Annotated in this window: 20 protein-coding genes; 8 read left to right on the top strand and 12 right to left on the bottom strand. The window is 69.7% G+C overall.

What is annotated here, in order from left to right:
• Positions 1-19: 19 nt before the first annotated feature.
• From dhaL to ACMV_RS14595, 3 genes are all read right to left on the bottom strand, one after another.
• A complete protein-coding gene (dhaL, locus tag ACMV_RS14605) occupies positions 20-637 on the bottom strand; it encodes a dihydroxyacetone kinase subunit DhaL (protein WP_013640910.1) in 618 nt (205 codons plus the stop codon).
• 21 nt (positions 638-658) lie between these two features.
• A complete protein-coding gene (dhaK, locus tag ACMV_RS14600) occupies positions 659-1,660 on the bottom strand; it encodes a dihydroxyacetone kinase subunit DhaK (RefSeq protein ID WP_007423916.1) in 1,002 nt (333 codons plus the stop codon).
• A 168-nt stretch (positions 1,661-1,828) separates the two neighbouring features.
• Positions 1,829-2,989, bottom strand: a complete 1,161-nt coding sequence (locus ACMV_RS14595) for a TDT family transporter (RefSeq protein ID WP_013640909.1) — start codon at positions 2,987-2,989, stop codon at positions 1,829-1,831.
• Positions 2,990-3,249: 260 nt separating this feature from the next.
• Between ACMV_RS14595 and ACMV_RS14590 the strand changes: the two genes are divergently transcribed.
• Positions 3,250-3,885 carry a DUF5671 domain-containing protein gene (locus tag ACMV_RS14590; protein ID WP_013640908.1) on the top strand — a complete coding sequence of 212 codons (636 nt, stop codon included), beginning with the start codon at positions 3,250-3,252 and terminating at the stop codon, positions 3,883-3,885.
• Positions 3,882-4,322 carry a hypothetical protein gene (locus ACMV_RS14585; RefSeq protein WP_007423913.1) on the top strand — a complete coding sequence of 147 codons (441 nt, stop codon included), beginning with the start codon at positions 3,882-3,884 and terminating at the stop codon, positions 4,320-4,322. The genes ACMV_RS14590 and ACMV_RS14585 overlap by 4 nt, the downstream gene beginning before the upstream one ends.
• A gap of 7 nt (positions 4,323-4,329) precedes the next feature.
• Here the strand turns inward: ACMV_RS14585 and paaE are convergent, their stop codons facing one another.
• The 9 genes from paaE to ACMV_RS14540 form a co-directional block, all read right to left on the bottom strand.
• Entirely contained in the window at positions 4,330-5,424 is a 1,095-nt protein-coding gene (gene paaE / locus ACMV_RS14580; protein ID WP_013640907.1) for a 1,2-phenylacetyl-CoA epoxidase subunit PaaE, read from the bottom strand.
• Positions 5,415-5,906 (bottom strand): 1,2-phenylacetyl-CoA epoxidase subunit PaaD, encoded by a 492-nt coding sequence (gene paaD, locus ACMV_RS21325; RefSeq protein ID WP_012040178.1) that lies wholly within the window; start codon positions 5,904-5,906, stop codon positions 5,415-5,417. Before paaD ends, paaE begins: the two co-directional genes overlap by 10 nt.
• Positions 5,903-6,679, bottom strand: a complete 777-nt coding sequence (gene paaC, locus ACMV_RS21320) for a 1,2-phenylacetyl-CoA epoxidase subunit PaaC (RefSeq protein ID WP_007423427.1) — start codon at positions 6,677-6,679, stop codon at positions 5,903-5,905. Before paaC ends, paaD begins: the two co-directional genes overlap by 4 nt.
• Before the next feature lie 30 nt (positions 6,680-6,709).
• The gene (gene paaB / locus ACMV_RS14565) at positions 6,710-6,997 is read right to left on the bottom strand and encodes a 1,2-phenylacetyl-CoA epoxidase subunit PaaB (protein WP_007423426.1); all 288 of its coding nucleotides are present in this window, start codon (positions 6,995-6,997) and stop codon (positions 6,710-6,712) included.
• 10 nt (positions 6,998-7,007) lie between these two features.
• On the bottom strand, positions 7,008-7,994 hold the full coding sequence (gene paaA / locus ACMV_RS14560) for a 1,2-phenylacetyl-CoA epoxidase subunit PaaA (protein WP_041665421.1): 987 nt from the start codon (positions 7,992-7,994) through the stop codon (positions 7,008-7,010).
• A 102-nt stretch (positions 7,995-8,096) separates the two neighbouring features.
• Positions 8,097-8,876, bottom strand: coding sequence for an ATP-binding cassette domain-containing protein (locus tag ACMV_RS14555; RefSeq protein WP_013640904.1), 780 nt, complete (start codon positions 8,874-8,876; stop codon positions 8,097-8,099).
• A complete protein-coding gene (locus ACMV_RS14550) occupies positions 8,876-9,958 on the bottom strand; it encodes an ABC transporter permease (protein WP_013640903.1) in 1,083 nt (360 codons plus the stop codon). The genes ACMV_RS14555 and ACMV_RS14550 overlap by 1 nt, the downstream gene beginning before the upstream one ends.
• 91 nt (positions 9,959-10,049) lie before the next feature.
• Positions 10,050-11,090, bottom strand: coding sequence for a substrate-binding domain-containing protein (locus ACMV_RS14545; protein WP_007423421.1), 1,041 nt, complete (start codon positions 11,088-11,090; stop codon positions 10,050-10,052).
• A gap of 470 nt (positions 11,091-11,560) precedes the next feature.
• A complete protein-coding gene (locus ACMV_RS14540; protein ID WP_013640902.1) occupies positions 11,561-12,379 on the bottom strand; it encodes an SDR family oxidoreductase in 819 nt (272 codons plus the stop codon).
• A gap of 221 nt (positions 12,380-12,600) precedes the next feature.
• Here ACMV_RS14540 and ACMV_RS14535 point away from each other — a divergent pair, with 221 nt between their 5' ends.
• From ACMV_RS14535 to ACMV_RS14510, 6 genes are all read left to right on the top strand, one after another.
• Positions 12,601-13,692, top strand: a complete 1,092-nt coding sequence (locus tag ACMV_RS14535; RefSeq protein ID WP_012040173.1) for a sugar ABC transporter substrate-binding protein — start codon at positions 12,601-12,603, stop codon at positions 13,690-13,692.
• A 124-nt stretch (positions 13,693-13,816) separates the two neighbouring features.
• On the top strand, positions 13,817-14,791 hold the full coding sequence (locus ACMV_RS14530) for an ABC transporter permease (protein ID WP_007423379.1): 975 nt from the start codon (positions 13,817-13,819) through the stop codon (positions 14,789-14,791).
• Positions 14,788-15,561, top strand: coding sequence for an ATP-binding cassette domain-containing protein (locus ACMV_RS14525; RefSeq protein ID WP_007423380.1), 774 nt, complete (start codon positions 14,788-14,790; stop codon positions 15,559-15,561). The genes ACMV_RS14530 and ACMV_RS14525 overlap by 4 nt, the downstream gene beginning before the upstream one ends.
• 45 nt (positions 15,562-15,606) lie before the next feature.
• Positions 15,607-16,380, top strand: coding sequence for an SDR family NAD(P)-dependent oxidoreductase (locus ACMV_RS14520; RefSeq protein WP_007423378.1), 774 nt, complete (start codon positions 15,607-15,609; stop codon positions 16,378-16,380).
• 27 nt (positions 16,381-16,407) lie between these two features.
• Positions 16,408-17,298, top strand: coding sequence for a 2-dehydro-3-deoxygalactonokinase (locus tag ACMV_RS14515; RefSeq protein ID WP_007423377.1), 891 nt, complete (start codon positions 16,408-16,410; stop codon positions 17,296-17,298).
• On the top strand, positions 17,286-17,906 hold the full coding sequence (locus ACMV_RS14510; RefSeq protein WP_013640901.1) for a 2-dehydro-3-deoxy-6-phosphogalactonate aldolase: 621 nt from the start codon (positions 17,286-17,288) through the stop codon (positions 17,904-17,906). The genes ACMV_RS14515 and ACMV_RS14510 overlap by 13 nt, the downstream gene beginning before the upstream one ends.
• The last annotated feature ends 39 nt before the right edge of the window (positions 17,907-17,945 follow it).

Raw genomic sequence — 17,945 nt, 5'->3', positions numbered from 1 at the left:
CGCCGCGCGCCGGGGCCGCTCAGCCGGCGGCTTCGGCGAGGGCGGCGAGCAGCATCGCCGACGAGGTCGCCCCCGGATCGACATGGCCGATCGCGCGTTCGCCGAGATAGGAGGCGCGGCCCTTGCGGGCGACCAGCGGGGCGGTGGCCTCGGCGCCCTCCCGCGCGGCTGCGGCCGAGCGGGCGAGCGCCTCGGGCAGGCTGGCCGCCGCTTCGAGGGCGGCGACGGCGGGGGTGAGCGCGTCGATCATCGTCTTGTCGCCGGGGGCCGCCTTGCCGCGGGCGACCACGCCGGCGACGCCGGCGGCAAGCGCGGTGTGCCAGCCGGCGGCGTCGAGCGTGGCGCGGCCGGCGGCGGCCTTGGCCATCTCGACGAAGAGAGTGCCGTAGAGCGGGCCGGAGGCGCCGCCGACGGTGCCGATCAGCGTCATGCCGACGGTGCGGAACAGCGCCGCCGGATCGGCGGGCGTGCCGAGCTTCGCCATGACGGCCTTGAAGCCGCGGGCGAGGTTGGCGCCGTGATCGCCATCGCCGATCGCGGCGTCGAGATCGGAGAGGTAGCCCTGCTGCGCCTCGATCGCGGCGGCGGCGCGACCGAGCCAGGCGGTGAGGAGCGGAACGTCGAGCTGGTCGGCCATGCGCAATCCCCCCTGCCCGCCTCAGGCGCCCCAGCGCAGCGCCGGGGTGACGACCGGCGCGTCCCAATGACGGATCATGTCGTCGGTCAGGCGCAGCAGGGTGATCGAGGTGCCGGCCATCTCGAGGCTGGTCATGTAGGGGCCGACCAGCGAGCGCGCGACGGTCAGCCCGTGGCTTCGGGCGATCTCCGCGGCCTTGCGGTAGAGGATGTAGAGCTCGACCAGCGGCGTGCCGCCGAGGCCGTTGACGAAGAGCAGCACCTTGTCGCCCTGGCGGAACGGCAGGTCGGCGAGGATGGGTTCCATCAGCATTTCGGCCACACGGTCGGCCGGTTCGATGGGGATGCGCTTGCGGCCGGGCTCGCCATGGATGCCGATGCCGTATTCCATCTCGCCCTCGCCGAGGGTGAAGCTCGGCTTGCCGGCATGCGGCACGGTGCAGGGGCTGAGCGCGACGCCCATCGAGCGGGCGGCGCCGTTCACCTCGCGGCAGAGGGCGGCGACGCTGGCGAGGTCGGCGCCGGCCTCGGCGGCACCGCCGCAGATCTTCTCGGCGAGGATTGTGGCGCCGACGCCGCGGCGGCCGGCGGTGTAGAGACTGTCCTGCACCGCCACATCGTCATCGATCACGACGGCGGCGACGTCGAGCCCCTCCTCCTTCGCGAGGTCGGCGGCCATCTCGAAGTTCAGCACGTCGCCGGTGTAGTTCTTCACGATATGGAGCACGCCGGCGCCGCCATCGACCGCCCTGGTGGCGGCGAGCATCTGGTCCGGCGTCGGGCTGGTGAAGACCGCGCCGGGGCAGGCGGCATCGAGCATGCCGCGGCCGACGAAACCGCCATGCATCGGCTCGTGACCGGAGCCGCCGCCGGAGAGCAGCGCCACCTTGCCGCGCACCGGGGCATCGGCGCGGGTGATGAAATCGGGATCGGTGTGGACACGGATCAGATCGGGATGCGCGGCGGCCATGCCGGCCAGCGCCTCGGCCACCACGTTTTCCGGCGCGTTGATGAATTTTTTCATGAAATCGTCCCCCGTATTGGCATTCTTGATGGAAAGGCGCGGCTGGCGGGCCCCGGAGAACGCGGACGAAGAACCGGATACGGGACCGGCGCGCCCCATCGGCGATGGGGGCGCGCCGGCAACGTTAGTCGAGGCGTCGGGCGATGGCGAGTCCCGGCCGGGACCCGGTCAGACCATGTCGGCGGTCAGCGCGTCCTCCGGAATGGCGCCGCGCAGCAGGCAGGGGGCGGCGAAGAGCGCGCGGCTGGCGGCACCCCGCAGCGTCATCGCCGCGACGATCACCCAGAGGGCGGCGAGGCTCGCCGTCATCGCCACGGCGGCGATGTGGAACAGGGCGAGGTGGGTCTGCCCGGCGAGGGCGAAGGTGGTGGCGGCGTAGACGCCGAGCGGGAAGGTGAAGCCCCACCAGCCGAGATTGAACGGAATGCCGCCGCGCAGGTAGCGCAGGGTTGCGAGCACCGCGAAGGCGAGCCACCAGACGCCGTAACCCCAGAGGATGACGCCGCCGATCAGGCCGATGCCGCGCGCCGCATCGGCGAGCCCCGGCAGGCCGAGCGGGGCGAGCGCGCCCTGCGCATCGGCGCCGAGCAGGAGCAGGCCGAGCGCGCCGGTGCCGATCGGCCCCAAAGTGAGCCAGGACGAGGGCGCCATGTCGCGATGCGGCAGGCGGTGCAGCACGAGGCGGAGCAGCAGGACCGCGACGATGCCGAGCGCGACCGGCACCGAATAGGCCCAGAGGGCGTAGGACAGGATGTCGACCAGCAGGGCGAGATGCGGGTTGCCGAGATGCGGAACGATCTGCGCGCCGCTCGCCGCCGCGACCTCGGCGGCGACGACCGGCAGCAGCCAGACCGCCGTCATCCTCTCGATCGCGTGGTCCTGGCGGATGACCATCAGGAAGGGCACGCCGATGCCGATGACGAGCGACAGCGCCACATCCGCCCACCAGAGCGCGGTGGCGATGCCGACCGCTTCCGGCCCGAGCGGGGCGAGGCCGAAGGCGATGAAACCGTTGATGATGGTGGCGAGGCCCATCGGGATGGTGCCGAGGAACATCGACATCACCGAATGGCCGAAGATGCGCGCGGCCTCCCGCGGGTAGAGCAGCCAGCGCGCGGCGTAGAGCAGGGTGAAAAGGGTGAACAGCACGATGTTCAGCAGCCAGAGCGCCATCGCCGGGCGATGCAGGCCGGGCAGCTGGTTGAGGTCGAGCGCGAGGATGCCGGTGCCCATCGTCGCGGCGAACCAGTTAGGCGTGAACTGGCGCACGATGGCGAGCAGGTCGGTGCGGCGGGCGTGAATGAAACGGGCGAAGCCTTGGGTGAGCATGGAAGCCTCCAGATGAATGCCGGGGGACGGAGCGGAGCCCGCGCGCCGGCGTTGCGTCTTTAATGGGGCCTTGGCGGATGATCTTCTATACAGATTGGATTGATTAAATTGATCGTATGAAGTGAACATTTGCGCGCTCCCCTCGCCGAAAGGCGGAGCGCGATTGCGCCGAACGGATGATCGCGGCTTGAGCGGGATCATCGGCATGTCGCGCGCCGGCGGGCAGGCTGGGGGCCGTCCCGCAACCGGGAGGCCGGATCATGGACCGCCAGCTGCTCGACTTCACCCGCCGGGCCCTCGCCGCCGGCGCGGCGCGCGCGGAGATTGCCGCGGCCCTGCGCGCGGCCGGCTGGCAGGACGCCGATATCGGCGAGGCGCTGCGCGCCTTCGCCGAGGTTCCGTTTCCGGTGCCGGTGCCGCGGGCGCAGCCCTATCTCTCGGCGCGCGAGGTGTTCGTCTACCTGGTGGTGTTCGTGGCGCTCTATACCGCCGCCTACAATGCGGGCGCCCTCGCCTTTCACCTGATCGACCACGCCTTTCCCCGGCGGATCGGCAGCCGGATTTATGTAAGCGCCACGCTGCTGCGGGACATCAGGTGGAACATCTCGGCGATCCTGGTCGCCTACCCGGTCTTCGTCGTGCTGTTCCGCCGGATCAACCGGGCGATCGCGCGGGACCCGGCGCGGCGGGGATCGCGGCCGCGCCAGTGGCTGACCTACCTCACGCTGTTCATCACCGCGCTATGGCTGGCCGGCGACGTGATGGCGCTGATCTACAACGCGCTGGGCGGCGAACTGGCGGTGGCGACCCTGCTGAAGCTCGCGACGGTGGCGGTGATCGCCGGCGGCATGTTCGGCTATTTCCTGCGCGACGCGCGTGAGGCGGCGGCGCCATGAGGCCGGGCGGCGCCAGCCTGTTCGCGGGCAGCCTCGGACTCGCCGCGCTGTTGCTGGTGATCGCGGGGTTTCTCGTGATCGGCTCGCCGGAGCATATCCGCCGGCAGCAGGCCGACCAGATGCGCAGCCTGCAACTCGGGATACTGTCGGGCGAGATCGCCGCCTACCGGCGCGGCCACGGCGCGCTGCCGCAGCGGCTCGAGGAGCTGGAACCATCCCCCGGCTATGGCGCGGTGCCGCTGACCGATCCGGAGGGCATCCCCTTCGAATACAGCGTGACCGGGACCGACAGCTACGAACTCTGCGCGCATTTCGCGCTCTCGACGCTGGACGAGCGGGCCAGCCAGGAGGCGGGGTTCCAGCATCCGGTCTTCGGCCGGCACGCCAGCGGGCGGCAATGCTTCAGCCTGCATGCGACGGCGGCGGGCCAGAAGTGATGCGGCGCTACAGCGCGTCGAAGTCGACGGTGACGCGCGGCGTAAGCGGACGGGACTGGCAGGTGAGGATGAAGCCGGCAGCGGTTTCCCACGGCTCCAGCGCGTAGTTCACGGCCATGTCGGCCTCGCCATCGGCGAGGCGGGCGCGGCAGGTGGAGCACATGCCGCCCTTGCAGGCGAAGGGCATGTCGAGCCCGGCGCGGAGCGCGGCGTCGAGGATCGTCTCGCCCTCGGCCACCGGCACCTCGCGGCGCTTGCCGTCGAGGATGATGGCGGCGCGATGGGCGGACGGGGCGCCGGGCGCGACCGGCGGTCGCGGGCGCGGACGGCCGCCTTCGGCGGAGACGAAACGCTCGGTGTGAAGGCGCGCGGGGGGCAGGCCGAATTCGGCGAGGACGCCGGCGACCTCGTCGATCATCGTGGCGGGTCCGCAGACATGGGCATGGGCGATCTCGGCCGGCGGCACCATGGCGGGCAGCAGGCGGCGCACGCGCGCGCCGTCGAGCCGCCCGTTCAGCACGGGAAGATCCTGTTCCTCGCGCGACAGCACGTGCAGCACCGAGACGCGGCCGAGATGGCGGTCCTTCAGCGCGGCCAGCTCGGCGCGGAACAGCGCGTCGGCGCCGGTGCGGTTGCCGTAGAAGAAGTGAAAGCGGCTCGCGGGCGAGGCGGCCAGCACGGCGCGGGCGACCGGCAGCACCGGGGTGATGCCGGACCCGGCGCAGAAGGCGACATGCAGGCCGGCGGGTTCGGCCAGGGCGGCGGCGCCGAAGCGGCCGGTCGGCGTCATCACGTCGACCGGGTCGCCCGGCCGCAGCGCCTCGTTCACCCAGGTGGAGAAGCGCCCGCCATCGACGCGCCGGACCGCAATGCGCAGCTCGCCATCCTCCGGCACCGTGCAGATCGAATAGGAGCGGCGCAGTTCCTCGCCCGCGATCGTCGCGCGCAGGGTGAGATACTGGCCGGGGGCGAAGCGGTAGGCGCCGGCGAGCGCCGGCGGCACCGCGAAGGACAGCGAGACGGTGTCCGCCGTTTCGCGCCGGAGATCGGCCACGCGGAGGCGGTGGAATTTCGGCGCGGCGGCGGGTTCGGTCAGTGGCATTTGAAATGCTCGAAGGGCTCGCGGCAGGCGCGGCAGCGCCAGAGCGCCTTGCAGGCGGTAGCGCCGAAGGGGGCGAGCTCCTCGGTTTCGGCGCTGCCGCATCGCGGGCAGGGCAGCGGCAAGGCGGCGAAGCGCGGGCGGCGCGCGGCGGCTTCCGGCGGCGGGGCGATGCCGTATTCGCGCAGCGCGCGCCGCGCCGCGGCGGTCATGAAATCGGTCGTCCAGGCGGGCGAGAGCACGGTGTTCACGCGCGGCCGGCCGAAACCGGCGGCCTCGACGGCGCGGATGATTCCGGCGGCGATCTCGGCCATCGCCGGGCAGCCGGAATAGGTCGGCGTGATGTCGATCTCCGCCGTGCCGCCGACGATGCGGACATCGCGGAGAATGCCGAGATCGGCGATGGTGAGCACCGGCAGTTCGGGATCGGGCACGGCGCCGGCGACGCGGCGCAGGCGGGCGAGGGACGGCTCGGGCGCGCTCACCACGAGGCCCCGGGATAGCTGCGCTGGAGATGCTGCATTTCGGCGAGCAGCCGGCCGAGATGCTCGGAATGCCGGCCCTGGCGGCCGCCCTTCTGCATCCAGCCGGACTCGGGCAGGGCCAGCGTGGCCTCGGCGAGGATCTCGGCGAGGGCGGCGCGCCAGGGGTCGCGCAGGGTGGCCGGATCGGGGGCGATGCCCGCCTCGACCAGCGCGGCCTCGTCCGGCTCGGCCTCGAACATCTCGCTGGTGAACGGCCAGAGCGCCTCGACCGCCGCCGCGGCGCGGGCATGGCTTTCCGCCGTGCCGTCGCCCAGGCGGATCAGCCATTCCGCCGCGTGGCGCAGGTGGTAGGCGGTTTCCTTTTCGGCCCGCGCGGCGAGGGCGGCCAGCGTGGGATCGGCCGAGCCGGCGAGCGCCCGCCACCAGAGATCGGCGAAGGCGGAGAAAAACACCTGGCGCGCGATAGTGACCGCGAAATCGCCGTTCGGCTGTTCGACCAGCAGCAGGTTGCCGAAGGCGCGCTCGGGCCGGAGATAGGCGAAATCGTCCTCGTCGTGGCCGGCCGCCTCGACATCGGCGGCGTAGGCGTAGAGCGCGCGGGCCTGGCCGATGAGGTCGAGCGCGATGTTCGCCAGCGCCATCTCCTCCTCCATGCTGGGCGCGCGGCCGCACCATTCGGACAGGCGATGGCCGAGGATCAGCGCGTCGTCCGCCCGGCGGAGCAGGAAACGGACCAGCGGGGTCTCGCGGACGGTGATGGAGGTGGTGGACATCGGGCTCTCCGGGGCGCGGCGTGCCGGCCGTCACATGTGGCCGACCTCGTCGGGCACCTCGTAGAAGGTCGGGTGGCGGTAGATCTTCGAGTCGGCGGGCTCGAACAGCATGCCGGCCTCGGCGGGGTCCGAGGCGGTGATGGCGGCGGAGGGCACCACCCAGATCGACAGGCCCTCGCCGCGGCGGGTGAAGAGATCGCGCGCGGCCTGGAGCGCCAGGGTGGCGTCGGCCGCGTGCAGCGAGCCGGCGTGGCGATGGGCGAGGCCGTTGCGGCTGCGGATGAAGACTTCCCAGAGCGGCGTCGGCGTTTCCGGCATCGTCCCGTCCTCAGGCGGCTTCCGCGCGGGCGCGGCGGGCGGCGAAGGCGAGCGCGGCCTCGCGCACCCAGGCGCCATCCTCATGCGCCTGGCGGCGGGCGGCGAGGCGCTCGCGGTTGCACGGGCCGTTGCCGGCGATGACCTGGCGGAACTCCTCCCAGTCGATCGCGCCGTGCTCCCAATGGCCGGTGGCGGAATCGTAGCGCAGCGCGGGATCGGGGATCGACAGGCCGAGGACATGCGCCTGCGGCACCGTGGCGTCGACGAACTTGCGGCGCAGTTCGTCGTTCGAGAAGCGCTTGATCTTCCAGCGCATCGAGCTGTCGGAATGGGCGCTGGCGGCATCCGGCGGGCCGAACATCATCAGGCTCGGCCACCACCAGCGGTTCAGCGCGTCCTGCGCCATCTCGCGCTGCTCCGCCGTGCCGCGCGCGAGGGTGAGCATGATCTCGTAGCCCTGGCGCTGGTGGAAGGATTCCTCCTTGCAGACGCGGATCATGGCGCGCGCGTAGGGTCCGTAGGAACAGCGGCAGAGCGGGATCTGGTTCATGATCGCGGCGCCGTCGACCAGCCAGCCGATCGCGCCGATATCGGCCCAGCTCAGCGTCGGGTAGTTGAAGATCGAGGAATATTTCGCGCGGCCGGCGAGAAGCTGGTCGACCAGTTCCTCGCGCGTGGCGCCGAGGGTTTCGGCCGCGGCGTAGAGATAGAGCCCGTGGCCGCATTCGTCCTGCACCTTGGCGAGCAGGGCGGCCTTGCGGCGCAGCGTGGGGGCGCGGGTGATCCAGTTGCCCTCGGGCTGCATGCCGATGATCTCGGAATGGGCATGCTGGGAGATCTGCCGCGTCAGCGTGCGCCGGTAGGCGGCGGGCATGAAATCGTTCGGCTCGATCCGTTCATCGGCGTCGATCCGCGCCTGGAAGCGGGCGAGCCTGTCGGCATCCTCGGGCGCGGCGGACGCGGATTCGGAAGGCTGGTTCAGGGCCTGGGTATACATCGGGACGTCCTCGGTCAGCGCCTTTCGGCGCGTTTCGGGGATATATATCACATAATTTTCAGGCTCAAGAATATTCTGTGATATGTCGTCCCGATCTCCGGTTCAGGCCGCGGGGTCGAGCACCGCCTCGGGCGTGCGCGCGCCGGTCATGTAGGCGACGGCGTCGGACATCGAATGCGTCTTCGGGTCGATCACGCAGAGCCGGCGGCCGAGACGATGGATGTGGACGCGGTCCGCCACCTCGAAGACATGCGGCATGTTGTGGCTGATCAGGATGATGGGGATGCCGCGGGCCTTCACGTCGAGGATGAGTTCGAGCACGCGGCGGGATTCCTTGACGCCGAGGGCGGCGGTCGGCTCGTCGAGGATGATGACCTTGGAGCCGAAGGCGGCGGCGCGGGCGACGGCGACGCCCTGGCGCTGGCCGCCGGAGAGGGTTTCCACCGCCTGGTTGATGTTCTGGATCGTCATCAGCCCGAGATCGGAGAGTTTCTGGCGGGCGATGCGCTGCATCTCGGCATGGTCGAGCTTGCGGAAGACCTTGCCGAGCAGGCCCGGCTTGCGCAGTTCGCGGCCCATGAACATGTTGTCGGCGATCGACAGGCCGGGCGCCATCGCGAGCGTCTGGTAGACGGTCTCGATGCCGGCGGCGCGGGCGGCGATCGGCGAGGCAAAGCGCACCGGCCGGCCCTCGAGTTGGATCTCGCCCTCGTCGACCTGGATGGCGCCGGAAAGCGCCTTGATCAGCGAGGACTTGCCGGCGCCGTTGTCGCCGATGACGGCGAGGATCTCGCCCGGATGAAGGTCGAAATCGCAATGGTCGAGAGCCGTGACCCGGCCATACCGCTTGACGAGGCCACGCGCCTTGAGAACGGGTTCCATCACACCGCCGCCTTTCTGATCCACTGGTCCACCGCGACCGCGACGATGATCAGCGCGCCGATCATCAGGTAGGTCCATTGCGGGTCGGTGCCATACATGTTGAGCCCGAGGGTGAAGACGCCGACGATCATGGCGCCGAAGATCATGCCGAGGATCGAGCCGCGGCCGCCGAACAGCGAGATGCCGCCGATCACCACCGCGGTGATGCTGTTGATGTTCTCGAACTGGCCGGAATTGGGCGAGATCGCGCCGATGCGGCCGATCAGCGCCCAGCCGGCGATGGCGCAGACGACGCCGGAGAGCGTGTAGACGCCGATCAGCATCCGCCGCACGTTCACCCCCGCCAGGGCCGCGGCATCGGGATCGTCGCCCACGGCGTAGACGTGCCGCCCCCAGGCGGTGTGCCGCAGCACATAGGCGAAGAGCAGGACGAGGCCGATCATCAGCACGACGCCATAGGTGAAGGTGGCGCCGTTGGCGCCGCCGATCACGAAGGTGTTGCCGAGATACTGCAGCAACGGCGCCTTCAGCGAGATCTGCGCCGCGCCGATGGTCTGGTTGCCGGAATAGAGGTAGTTCGCCGCCAGCACGATCTGCCACATGCCGAGGGTGACGATGAAGGGCGGCAGCTTCATGCGGGCGACCAGCACGCCGTTGCACCAGCCGACCGCGGCGCCGAAGGCGAAGCCACAGAGAATCGAGACCTCGGCGGGCAGGCCGTAACTGAAGGAACACTGGCCCATCAGCACCGAGGACAGCACCATGATGGCGCCGACCGAAAGATCGATCCCGGCGGTGAGCACGACGAGCGCCTGGGCGACACCGACGATGCCGGTGATGGTCACCTGCTGGAGGATCAGCGTCAGCGCATAGGCCGAGAAGAACCGGTGGCCGACCAGGATGCCGAAGCCGAGCAGGGAGACCAGCAGCACGATGAGCGGCGCGAGCCAGGGGGTTTCGTGCAGCAGCTGCTGCAGCCGCTCCAGCGGCGTCTTGCGGTGGCTGAATTCGGCGACCGCCTCCGATCCGGCGGTCACGATGGCCGCCTCGAAGGTGATCTCGGTGCGCTCGTTGCTCGACATGGCGTCTGCTCCATGACCGCGCCGGGAGCGCCGGCGCGGCAGTCGAAGAGGGCGGGCGGCGCCATGCACCGCCCGGGATCACGCAGGGGGCTCAGTTGCCCCAGCAGAGTTTGGCGCCCTGCGCCGGCGTGATCGAGGGAACGCCGGGAACCGGATGCGCGGTGATCAGGTTGGTGCCGGTGTTGAAGAAATCCTTGCCGGCGCTGGCCTGCGGCTTCTTGCCCGTCTTGGCGAAGGTAACGATCGCCTTGACGCCGAGGGCCGCCATCTTCAGCGGATATTGCTGCGAGTCGGCGGCGATGATGCCCTGCTTCACGCCGTCGACGCCGGTGCAGCTGCCATCGATCGCGACGATGGTGACCTTGCCCGCCTTGCCGACCGATTTCAGCGCCTGGTAGGCGCCGAAGGCCGCCGGCTCGTTGATGGCGTAGACGAGGTTGATGTTCGGGTTGCGGGCGAGCAGCGTTTCCATGCCCTTCTGGCCGCCCTCTTCCGATCCGCCGGTCTCGACATGGCCGACGATGCGCGGGTCGGGCACGTTGAACGTTTCCGGATTCTTGATCTTGTCACCGAAGCCGGCGAGGAAGCCGTGGTCGCGCTCGACATCGACGGTGGGGTGCGAGATCGACAGGTCGAGCATCGCGATCTTCGCGTCCTTCGCCTTGGCGCCGAGATGCTTGCGGGCCCAGCGGCCGATCAGCTCGCCGGCCTCGAAATTGTCGGTGGCGAAGGTCATGTCGGCGGCGCTGGTCGGGCTCAGCGCGGTATCCAGCGCGATCACCAGCAGCCCGGCCTTGCGCGCCTTCTCGACGGTGGGAACGATCGCCTTGGTATCGGACGGGGTGATCAGGATGCCCTTGGCATGATCGGCGATGCAGCTCTCGATGGCGGCGACCTGGGACTGGTTGTCACCGTCGTACTTGCCGGCATAGGTCTTGAGATCGACGCCGAGCTTCTTCGCCTCCGCCAGCGCGCCCTTGCGCATGGTGACGAAATAGGGGTTGGAGTCGGTCTTGGTGATGAGGCAGGCGCGGATCGGCGCGGCCTGGGCGGTGGCGGCGAAGCCGGCGATCGCGCCGACCGCGGCCAGCGCGATCGCCGCCTTCTGCGTGAAGCTCTTCCTGTTGGTCATTCTGGTCTCCTTTTTTTCTCAGCGTGGCCCGGCGCGGTCGGCCGGCGGGGTCCGGTCATCGGCCGGATGTCGGCCAAGGCGATGGGCGCGCCACGATGCCGCCGGCGCGATGCGTCGACACTCGCGGCGATCCCGCGAACGGACATGCAGGGATGCGGGCTGGCAGGGCGGGGTGCGCCGTCAATCGTTCCTCCTCGGTCTTGTTTTTGTCTTCCTGTCTTCGGACGTGAAAAGATTCCGGAAACAGAAAACGTTTTCATGGTCGTTTTAGGTTGTCACGCCGCCGCGATCAAGAAATTTCTGCTGGCTCAAATAAAATTTTTGCTGCTCCGCCCAACGGCCAGAATCGCGATGACCAGAGATCGCACCGGAAACAGCAAAAGATGGAAAACGATTTCAGGCTTGTGCGCGCGAAGCCGCCGGGTTGCGGGAGACCGCGCGCGAGGCGTCAATGAGCGGTGCCGGGCGGGTCAGGTCGACCAGTTGCGCGCGAAATCGCCGTAGAGCGACAGGCCGCCGCAGGCATAGAGCGTCTGGCCGGTGACGTAGCTCGCCTCGTCCGACAGCAGGAAGGCGGCGACCGCGGCGATTTCCGCGGCCTCGGCCGGGCGGCCCATCGGGATGTGCGCCTCGACCACGCGGCGGCGCTCGGGATCGCCGGTCCAGCCGGCGTTCATCGGCGTGACCGTGGCGCCGGGACCGACCGCGTTCACCCGCACGCCGCGCCCGGCGAATTCGAGCGCGAGCGTGCGGGTGAGGTTGCCGATGCCGCCCTTCGCCGCCGAATAGGACAGGAAGCCGGGCTTTGGCACGATTTCGTGAACCGAGGAGATATTCAGGATCGCGCCCGACCCGCGCTGCGCCATATGGCCGATGACCCGCGAGGAGAGATGGGCGACGGCCAGCAGGTCGACCGCGATGACGCGGTCGAACCGGTCCATGTCGAGCGCGTCGCTCGGCTGTTCGACCTGGATGCCGGCATTGTTGACGAGGAGCGAAAGATGGCCGGCCCGCGCGATGGCGCGCGCCGCGATCGCCTCCATCGCGGCGCGGTCGGCGACATCCGCCGCCTCGGCGTGATGGCTGGCCCCGGGGCCGGCGCGGCGGAGTTCGGCGAGCGTGTCCGCCGCCGCATCGTCGCCGGGCAGATGGGTGAAGGTGACCGACGCCCCCTCCGCCGCAAGGCGCAACGCGATCGCCCGGCCGATGCCGGACGCCCCGCCGGTGACGAGGGCGAAGCGGCCCGCGAAACGCGCGGCCTGCCCTTGTGCCGAATCTGCCTTTGTCATGCCGACGTCCTCCCGCGCATGAGTGGTGTCCGGCGACGTTAGTCCGCGCCCCGCACGCCGACCACCCCCGGCGGGCCGGTTCGGATAAACGATTTATATTCGCAATGTTTCAGATGTCCTCCAACAAAGTCGCGAGGCGTCGCGGGGGCACGATTTCGCTGATTGCGTTTTTATTGAGGGTCAACTAAATATAAACGGCAATCTTCTCAGGGAGGAAGCCGATGACAAAGAAGATAGAAGATCAGGTCAGTGACATTGTCGCGTCCCGCCTGCCGCGCCGCGCGGTTGCGCAGGGGGTGACGTTCGGCGCGGCGGCGGCGATGCTCGCCGCGGGGGCCCGCACCGCCGAGGCCGCCGGCAAGGATCCGTTTCCGACGCACAAGCGCTGGAAGTTCGTGTTCGTCAATCACGTCACCACCAACCCGTTCTTCGTGCCGACCCAGTACGGCATCCATGACGCCTGCCGCCTGCTCGGCTGCGAGTGGCAGTGGACCGGATCGCAGACCTCGAACGTCGCCCACATGGTGAACGCGATGGACGCGGCGATCGCCGGCAAGGCCGATGCGATCGCGGTGCCGCTGGTCGACCCGACCGCGTTCAACAAGCCGACGGAACGCGCGCTGGAGGCGGGAATCGCCGTGTTCTCCTACAATGCCGACGCACCGGCCGGCTCGGGGAACAAGCGCCTCGCCTATATCGGCCAGGACCTGTTCCTCGCCGGCTACCAGATGGGCGAGAAGATCGTGAAGCTCGTCGGCTCCGGCGAGGTCGCGCTGTTCATCGCAACACCCGGCCAGCTCAACATCCAGCCGCGCATCGACGGCGCCGCGGCCGCGATCAAGAAGCTCGGCAAGAACATCACCTATCATGAAATCGCGACCGGGCCGACGGTGAACGAGGAACTCTCGAAGATCCGCGCATATTATCTCGGTCACCAGCACGTGAAGGGCATGTTCGCGGTGGATGCCGGCTCGACCCAGGGCGTCGGCGAGGTGATGAAGCAGTTCGGCCTCGCCAAGAAGGGCGTGCATGGCGGCGGCTTCGACCTGCTGCCGAAGACGCTCGACCTGATCAACAGCGGCGATCTCGACTTCACCATCGACCAGCAGCCCTACCTGCAGGGCTTCTACACGGTCATGGAGATGTTCATGTTCCTCGCCTCCGGCGGACTGGTCGGGCCGGCCGAGATCAACACCGGCCTGAAATTCGTGACCAAGGGGGCGGTGAAGCCGTATCTCGACACGCATACGAGGTACGAGGGCAGCTCGTCGAAGGCGCAGATCGTGCCGCGCCACGGGCCGATCGCGGGCTGATGCCGCGCCGGCGCGGCGGGCGGCCGGCGTCCCGCGGGATGCGGCCGGCACCGCGCCGGACCTCCACCCTTCACCCATAAGGCCGGCCTGCGCGCGGGGCGGCGCCTGAGATCAGGGGAACGGCATGAGCCAGTCCACAAGTTTGCGCCGACACGGCTCCCGCCTGTTCGCGCTGCGCGAGGCGAGCATTCTCGTCGTCGCCATCCTGCTGTTCGCGTATTTCGCGATCAGCAACGACAATTTCCTCTCCGGCCCGAACCTGCAGACGCTGTCGCAGTTCATTGCCCCGGCCGCCATCATCGCCTGCGGCGAGATCATGCTGCTGATCTGCGGCGAGATCGATCTGTCGGTCGGCCAGGTCTTCGCGCTCGCCCCGTTCATCATGGCGTTCAGCGTGAAGGCGGGGCTCGGCCTGTTCGTCGGCATCGTGCTCGCGCTGCTGGTTTCCGCCGTGGTCGGGCTGATCAACGGCGGCATCACGGTGCTGCTGCGCGTGCCCTCCTTCGTCACCACGCTCGGCACGCTGTTCCTGATCAACGGCTTCACCCTGACCATCTCGCGCGGCTATCCGGTGAACACGCCGGGCGGCACGGCGATCGCCAACATCTTCGGCGCGGCCGGCTACAGCGAATTCCTCTGGGCGCTGCTGATCGTGGTGATCATGCACATGGTGCTGCGCCACCGGCGCTGGGGGCTGCACACGATCGCGGTGGGCGGCAACCTGACCGGGGCGACCGAGGCGGGCATCAACGCCGCGCGGATCAAGGTGGGCAACTTCGTGCTCACCAGCGTGCTCGGCGGCATCACCGGCCTGCTGGAAGCGTTCCGCATCGGCTCGACCGATCCGCTCGCCGGTGGCACCAACGTGATGTTCCTCGCCGTCGCCTCGGGCGTGATCGGCGGCACCAGCCTCGCCGGCGGCTCGGGCACGATCATCGGCGGGCTGCTCGGCGCCACCGTGCTCGGCGTGCTGCAGGACGGCTTCACCCTCGCCGGCATCAACGCCTTCACCTTCGACATGATCATCGGCGCCGCCATCCTGATCGCGATGGTCGCCAATATCCGGGTCCAGGGCATGCGCAAGGGAGGACGGCGATGAGCGCCACCGTGAACGGAGCGGCGCCGGACGCGCTGCGGGCCGAGAACATCGTCAAGTCGTTCGGCGCGGTGACGGCGCTGTCGGGCGTGTCGCTGCACGTGAAGCGCGGCGAGGTGCTCGGCATTCTCGGTGACAACGGCGCCGGCAAGTCGACCCTGATGAAGATCATCACCGGCTTTCACAAGCCGACCGCCGGCCAGCTTTACGTGCAGGGCGAGGCGGTGGATCTCGCCTCGGTCGATCATGCGCGGGCACTCGGCATCGAGTGCGTGTATCAGGACCTCGCGCTGGTCAACACGCTGCCGATCTATCACAACATGTTCCTGAACCGCGAGCTCAGGACCCCGCTCGGCATGCTCGATCACAAGACGATGCGCCGGCGCGCGGCGGAGGCGCTCGAGGATATCGGCGTCAACATCCCCTCGGTCGACGAGGAGGTGGAGATGCTCTCGGGCGGGCAGCGGCAGGCGATCGCGATCGCCCGCGCGGTCTATACCGATGCCAAGATCCTGCTGCTCGACGAGCCGCTCGCCGCGATGGGCGCGCGCGAGGCCGGGCTGATCATCGACCTGATCCAGCGCCAGCGCGCCCGCGGCGACATCTCGATCATCATGATCATGCACAACTATGCCCAGACCCTGGAGATTGCCGATCGCGTCATGCTGATGCAGCATGGCGAGGTGACGTTCTCGGGGGCGGCGCGCGACACCTCGGTCGAGGAACTGCTCGAGATCGTGCGGCGCGAATACCGCGCGGCAAGGGCGCGCTGACGCCCTGAGCCGGCGACGATACATCACGACGGAAGAAGGATCATCATGACCGCACACGCCAACGCAATCTATCCGAGCCTCAAGGACCGGGCGGTGTTCATCACCGGCGGCGGCGGTGGCATCGGCGCCTCCGTCGTCCAGCACTTCGCCGAGCAGGGCAGCCGCATCGTCTTCGTCGACATCGACGCGGCGGGCGGCCAGCGCGTGGTCGAGCAGGTGATGGCGAAGGGTCATGCCGCGCCGCATTTCTTCCAGTGCGACCTGCGCGACATCGAGGCCCTCAAGGCCGCGATCGCGAAAGGGGCGGAAGCGGTCGGCCCGTTCACCGTGCTGGTGAACAACGCCGCCCATGACGAGCGCCACCCGACGATGGACGTGACGGTGGAATATTGGGAGGACCGGCTGCAGGTGAACCTGCGGCACCAGTTCTTCGCCGCCCAGGCGATCATCCCGATGATGAAGGCCGCCGGCGGCGGCGCCATCGTCAATTTCGGCTCCAGCAGCTGGCACAAGGGCCAGGGCGGCATGCCGGCCTACGTGACCGCCAAGGCCGGCATCGAGGCGCTGACGCGCAGCCTCGCGCGGGATTTCGGGCCGGACAACATCCGCGTGAACTGCGTGGTGCCGGGCTGGATCATGACCGAACGGCAGATCGAGAAATGGCTGACGCCGGAAGGCGAGGAAACGCTGATGAAGCAGCAGTGCCTCAAGCAGAAGCTGACGCCCGCCGATGTCGCGCGGATGGTGCTCTGGCTCGCCGCCGACGACAGCCGCATGGTGACCAGCCACAATTTCTTCGTCGACGCCGGGTGGATCTGAGCGGCACGGGCGGATGACCGGCCGCCGATGATCGGGCTCGACTGGGGGACGACGCGGCTGCGCGCCTTCCGCATCGCGGAGGATGGCGTGGTCCGCGACGTGCGGCGTGCCGATCGCGGCGTGCTGAGCGTGAAGCCGGGCGGCTTCGCCGACACGCTGCGCGACATCGCCGGCGACTGGCTGGAGGCCGGCGAGCGGCGCGTGCTGATCGCCGGCATGGCCGGCAGCCGCCAGGGTTGGCAGGAAGTGCCGTATCTCGACTGTCCGGCGGAGTTCGGCGCCATCGCCGCCGCGGCGCGGCCGGTGGCGTTCGACGCGGCGGAGGTGTTCATCCTGCCCGGACTTGCGGCGCGGGACGAAGCGGGAGTGCCGGAAGTGATGCGCGGCGAGGAGACGCAGATCGTCGGCGCCGCGGACGGCGACGCGCGCCGGCTCGTCTGCCTGCCGGGGAGCCATTCGAAATGGGCCACGGTGGCCGCCCGGCGGATCGAGGGGTTCCGCTCCTACATGACCGGCGAGGCGTTCGCCGCGATCGGCGGGGCGACGATCCTCGCGCAGACGATCGAGGCCGGCGCGCCGGACCCGGCCGCCTTCGCCGACGGCGTTGCCCGGGCGGGCCAGCCGGGCGGGCTGCTGCACCATCTCTTCGGCGTGCGGACCAGGGTCCTGCTCGATGGCGTGGCGAAGACCGCCGCGCGCGCCTATCTCTCGGGCCTGCTGATCGGCCACGAGGTGCGCCACGCGCTGCCGCCGGGCGCGGCCGAGGTGACGCTGATCGGCGATGCCGCGCTGTGCGGCCTTTACCGCGACGCGATCGAATTGTGCGGCGGCGCGGCGCGAATTCATGACGCCGGGGCGGGCGATGCCGCCTGTCTTGGCCTTGCCCGGCTCGGGGAGCAGATTCCATGGCGACACTGAAAGATCATCTCGACGCCTGCCCGCTGGTCGCGATCCTGCGCGGCATTTCGCCGGACGAGGCGGAGGCGGTGGGCGAGGCGCTGGTCGGGGCCGGGCTGCGGATCATCGAGGTGCCGCTGAACTCGCCCGACCCGTTCGAGAGCATCGCCCGCCTCGCCCGCCGCTTCGGCGACCGCGCGCTGATCGGGGCCGGAACGGTGATGACGGCCGCGGACATCGCCCGGCTTGGCGGCGCCGGCGGACGGCTGATGGTCACCCCGCACGCCGATCCCGATCTCGTGCGGGAGGCCAAGCGGCACGGGCTGCTCGCCCTGCCCGGCTTTTTCACCCCGGCCGAGGCTTTCGCGCTGATCGGGGCCGGCGCGGACGGGCTGAAGCTGTTTCCGGCCGAGGCGGCGAGCCCGGCGGTGCTCAAGGCCCTGCGCGCGGTGCTGCCGCCGGCGCTGCCGGTGCTGCCGGTCGGCGGCGTATCGCCGGAGACGATGGCGCCCTGGCGCGCCGCCGGGGCGATGGGATTCGGCATCGGCTCCGGGCTCTATCGCCCGGGCGATGACGCCGCCGCGGTGCGCGAAAAGGCGGACGCGTTCATCTCTGCGCTCAAGGCCTGACCGGGCCGCGCCCCCCTCTGGTCTTCGCGGCGTTTGTCT

Origin of the sequence: Acidiphilium multivorum AIU301, assembly GCF_000202835.1 — a bacterium.
Taxonomy (GTDB): domain Bacteria; phylum Pseudomonadota; class Alphaproteobacteria; order Acetobacterales; family Acetobacteraceae; genus Acidiphilium; species Acidiphilium multivorum.
Note: the sequence above shows the minus strand (reverse complement) of the source record. Positions and strands in the feature narration are given on the sequence as shown.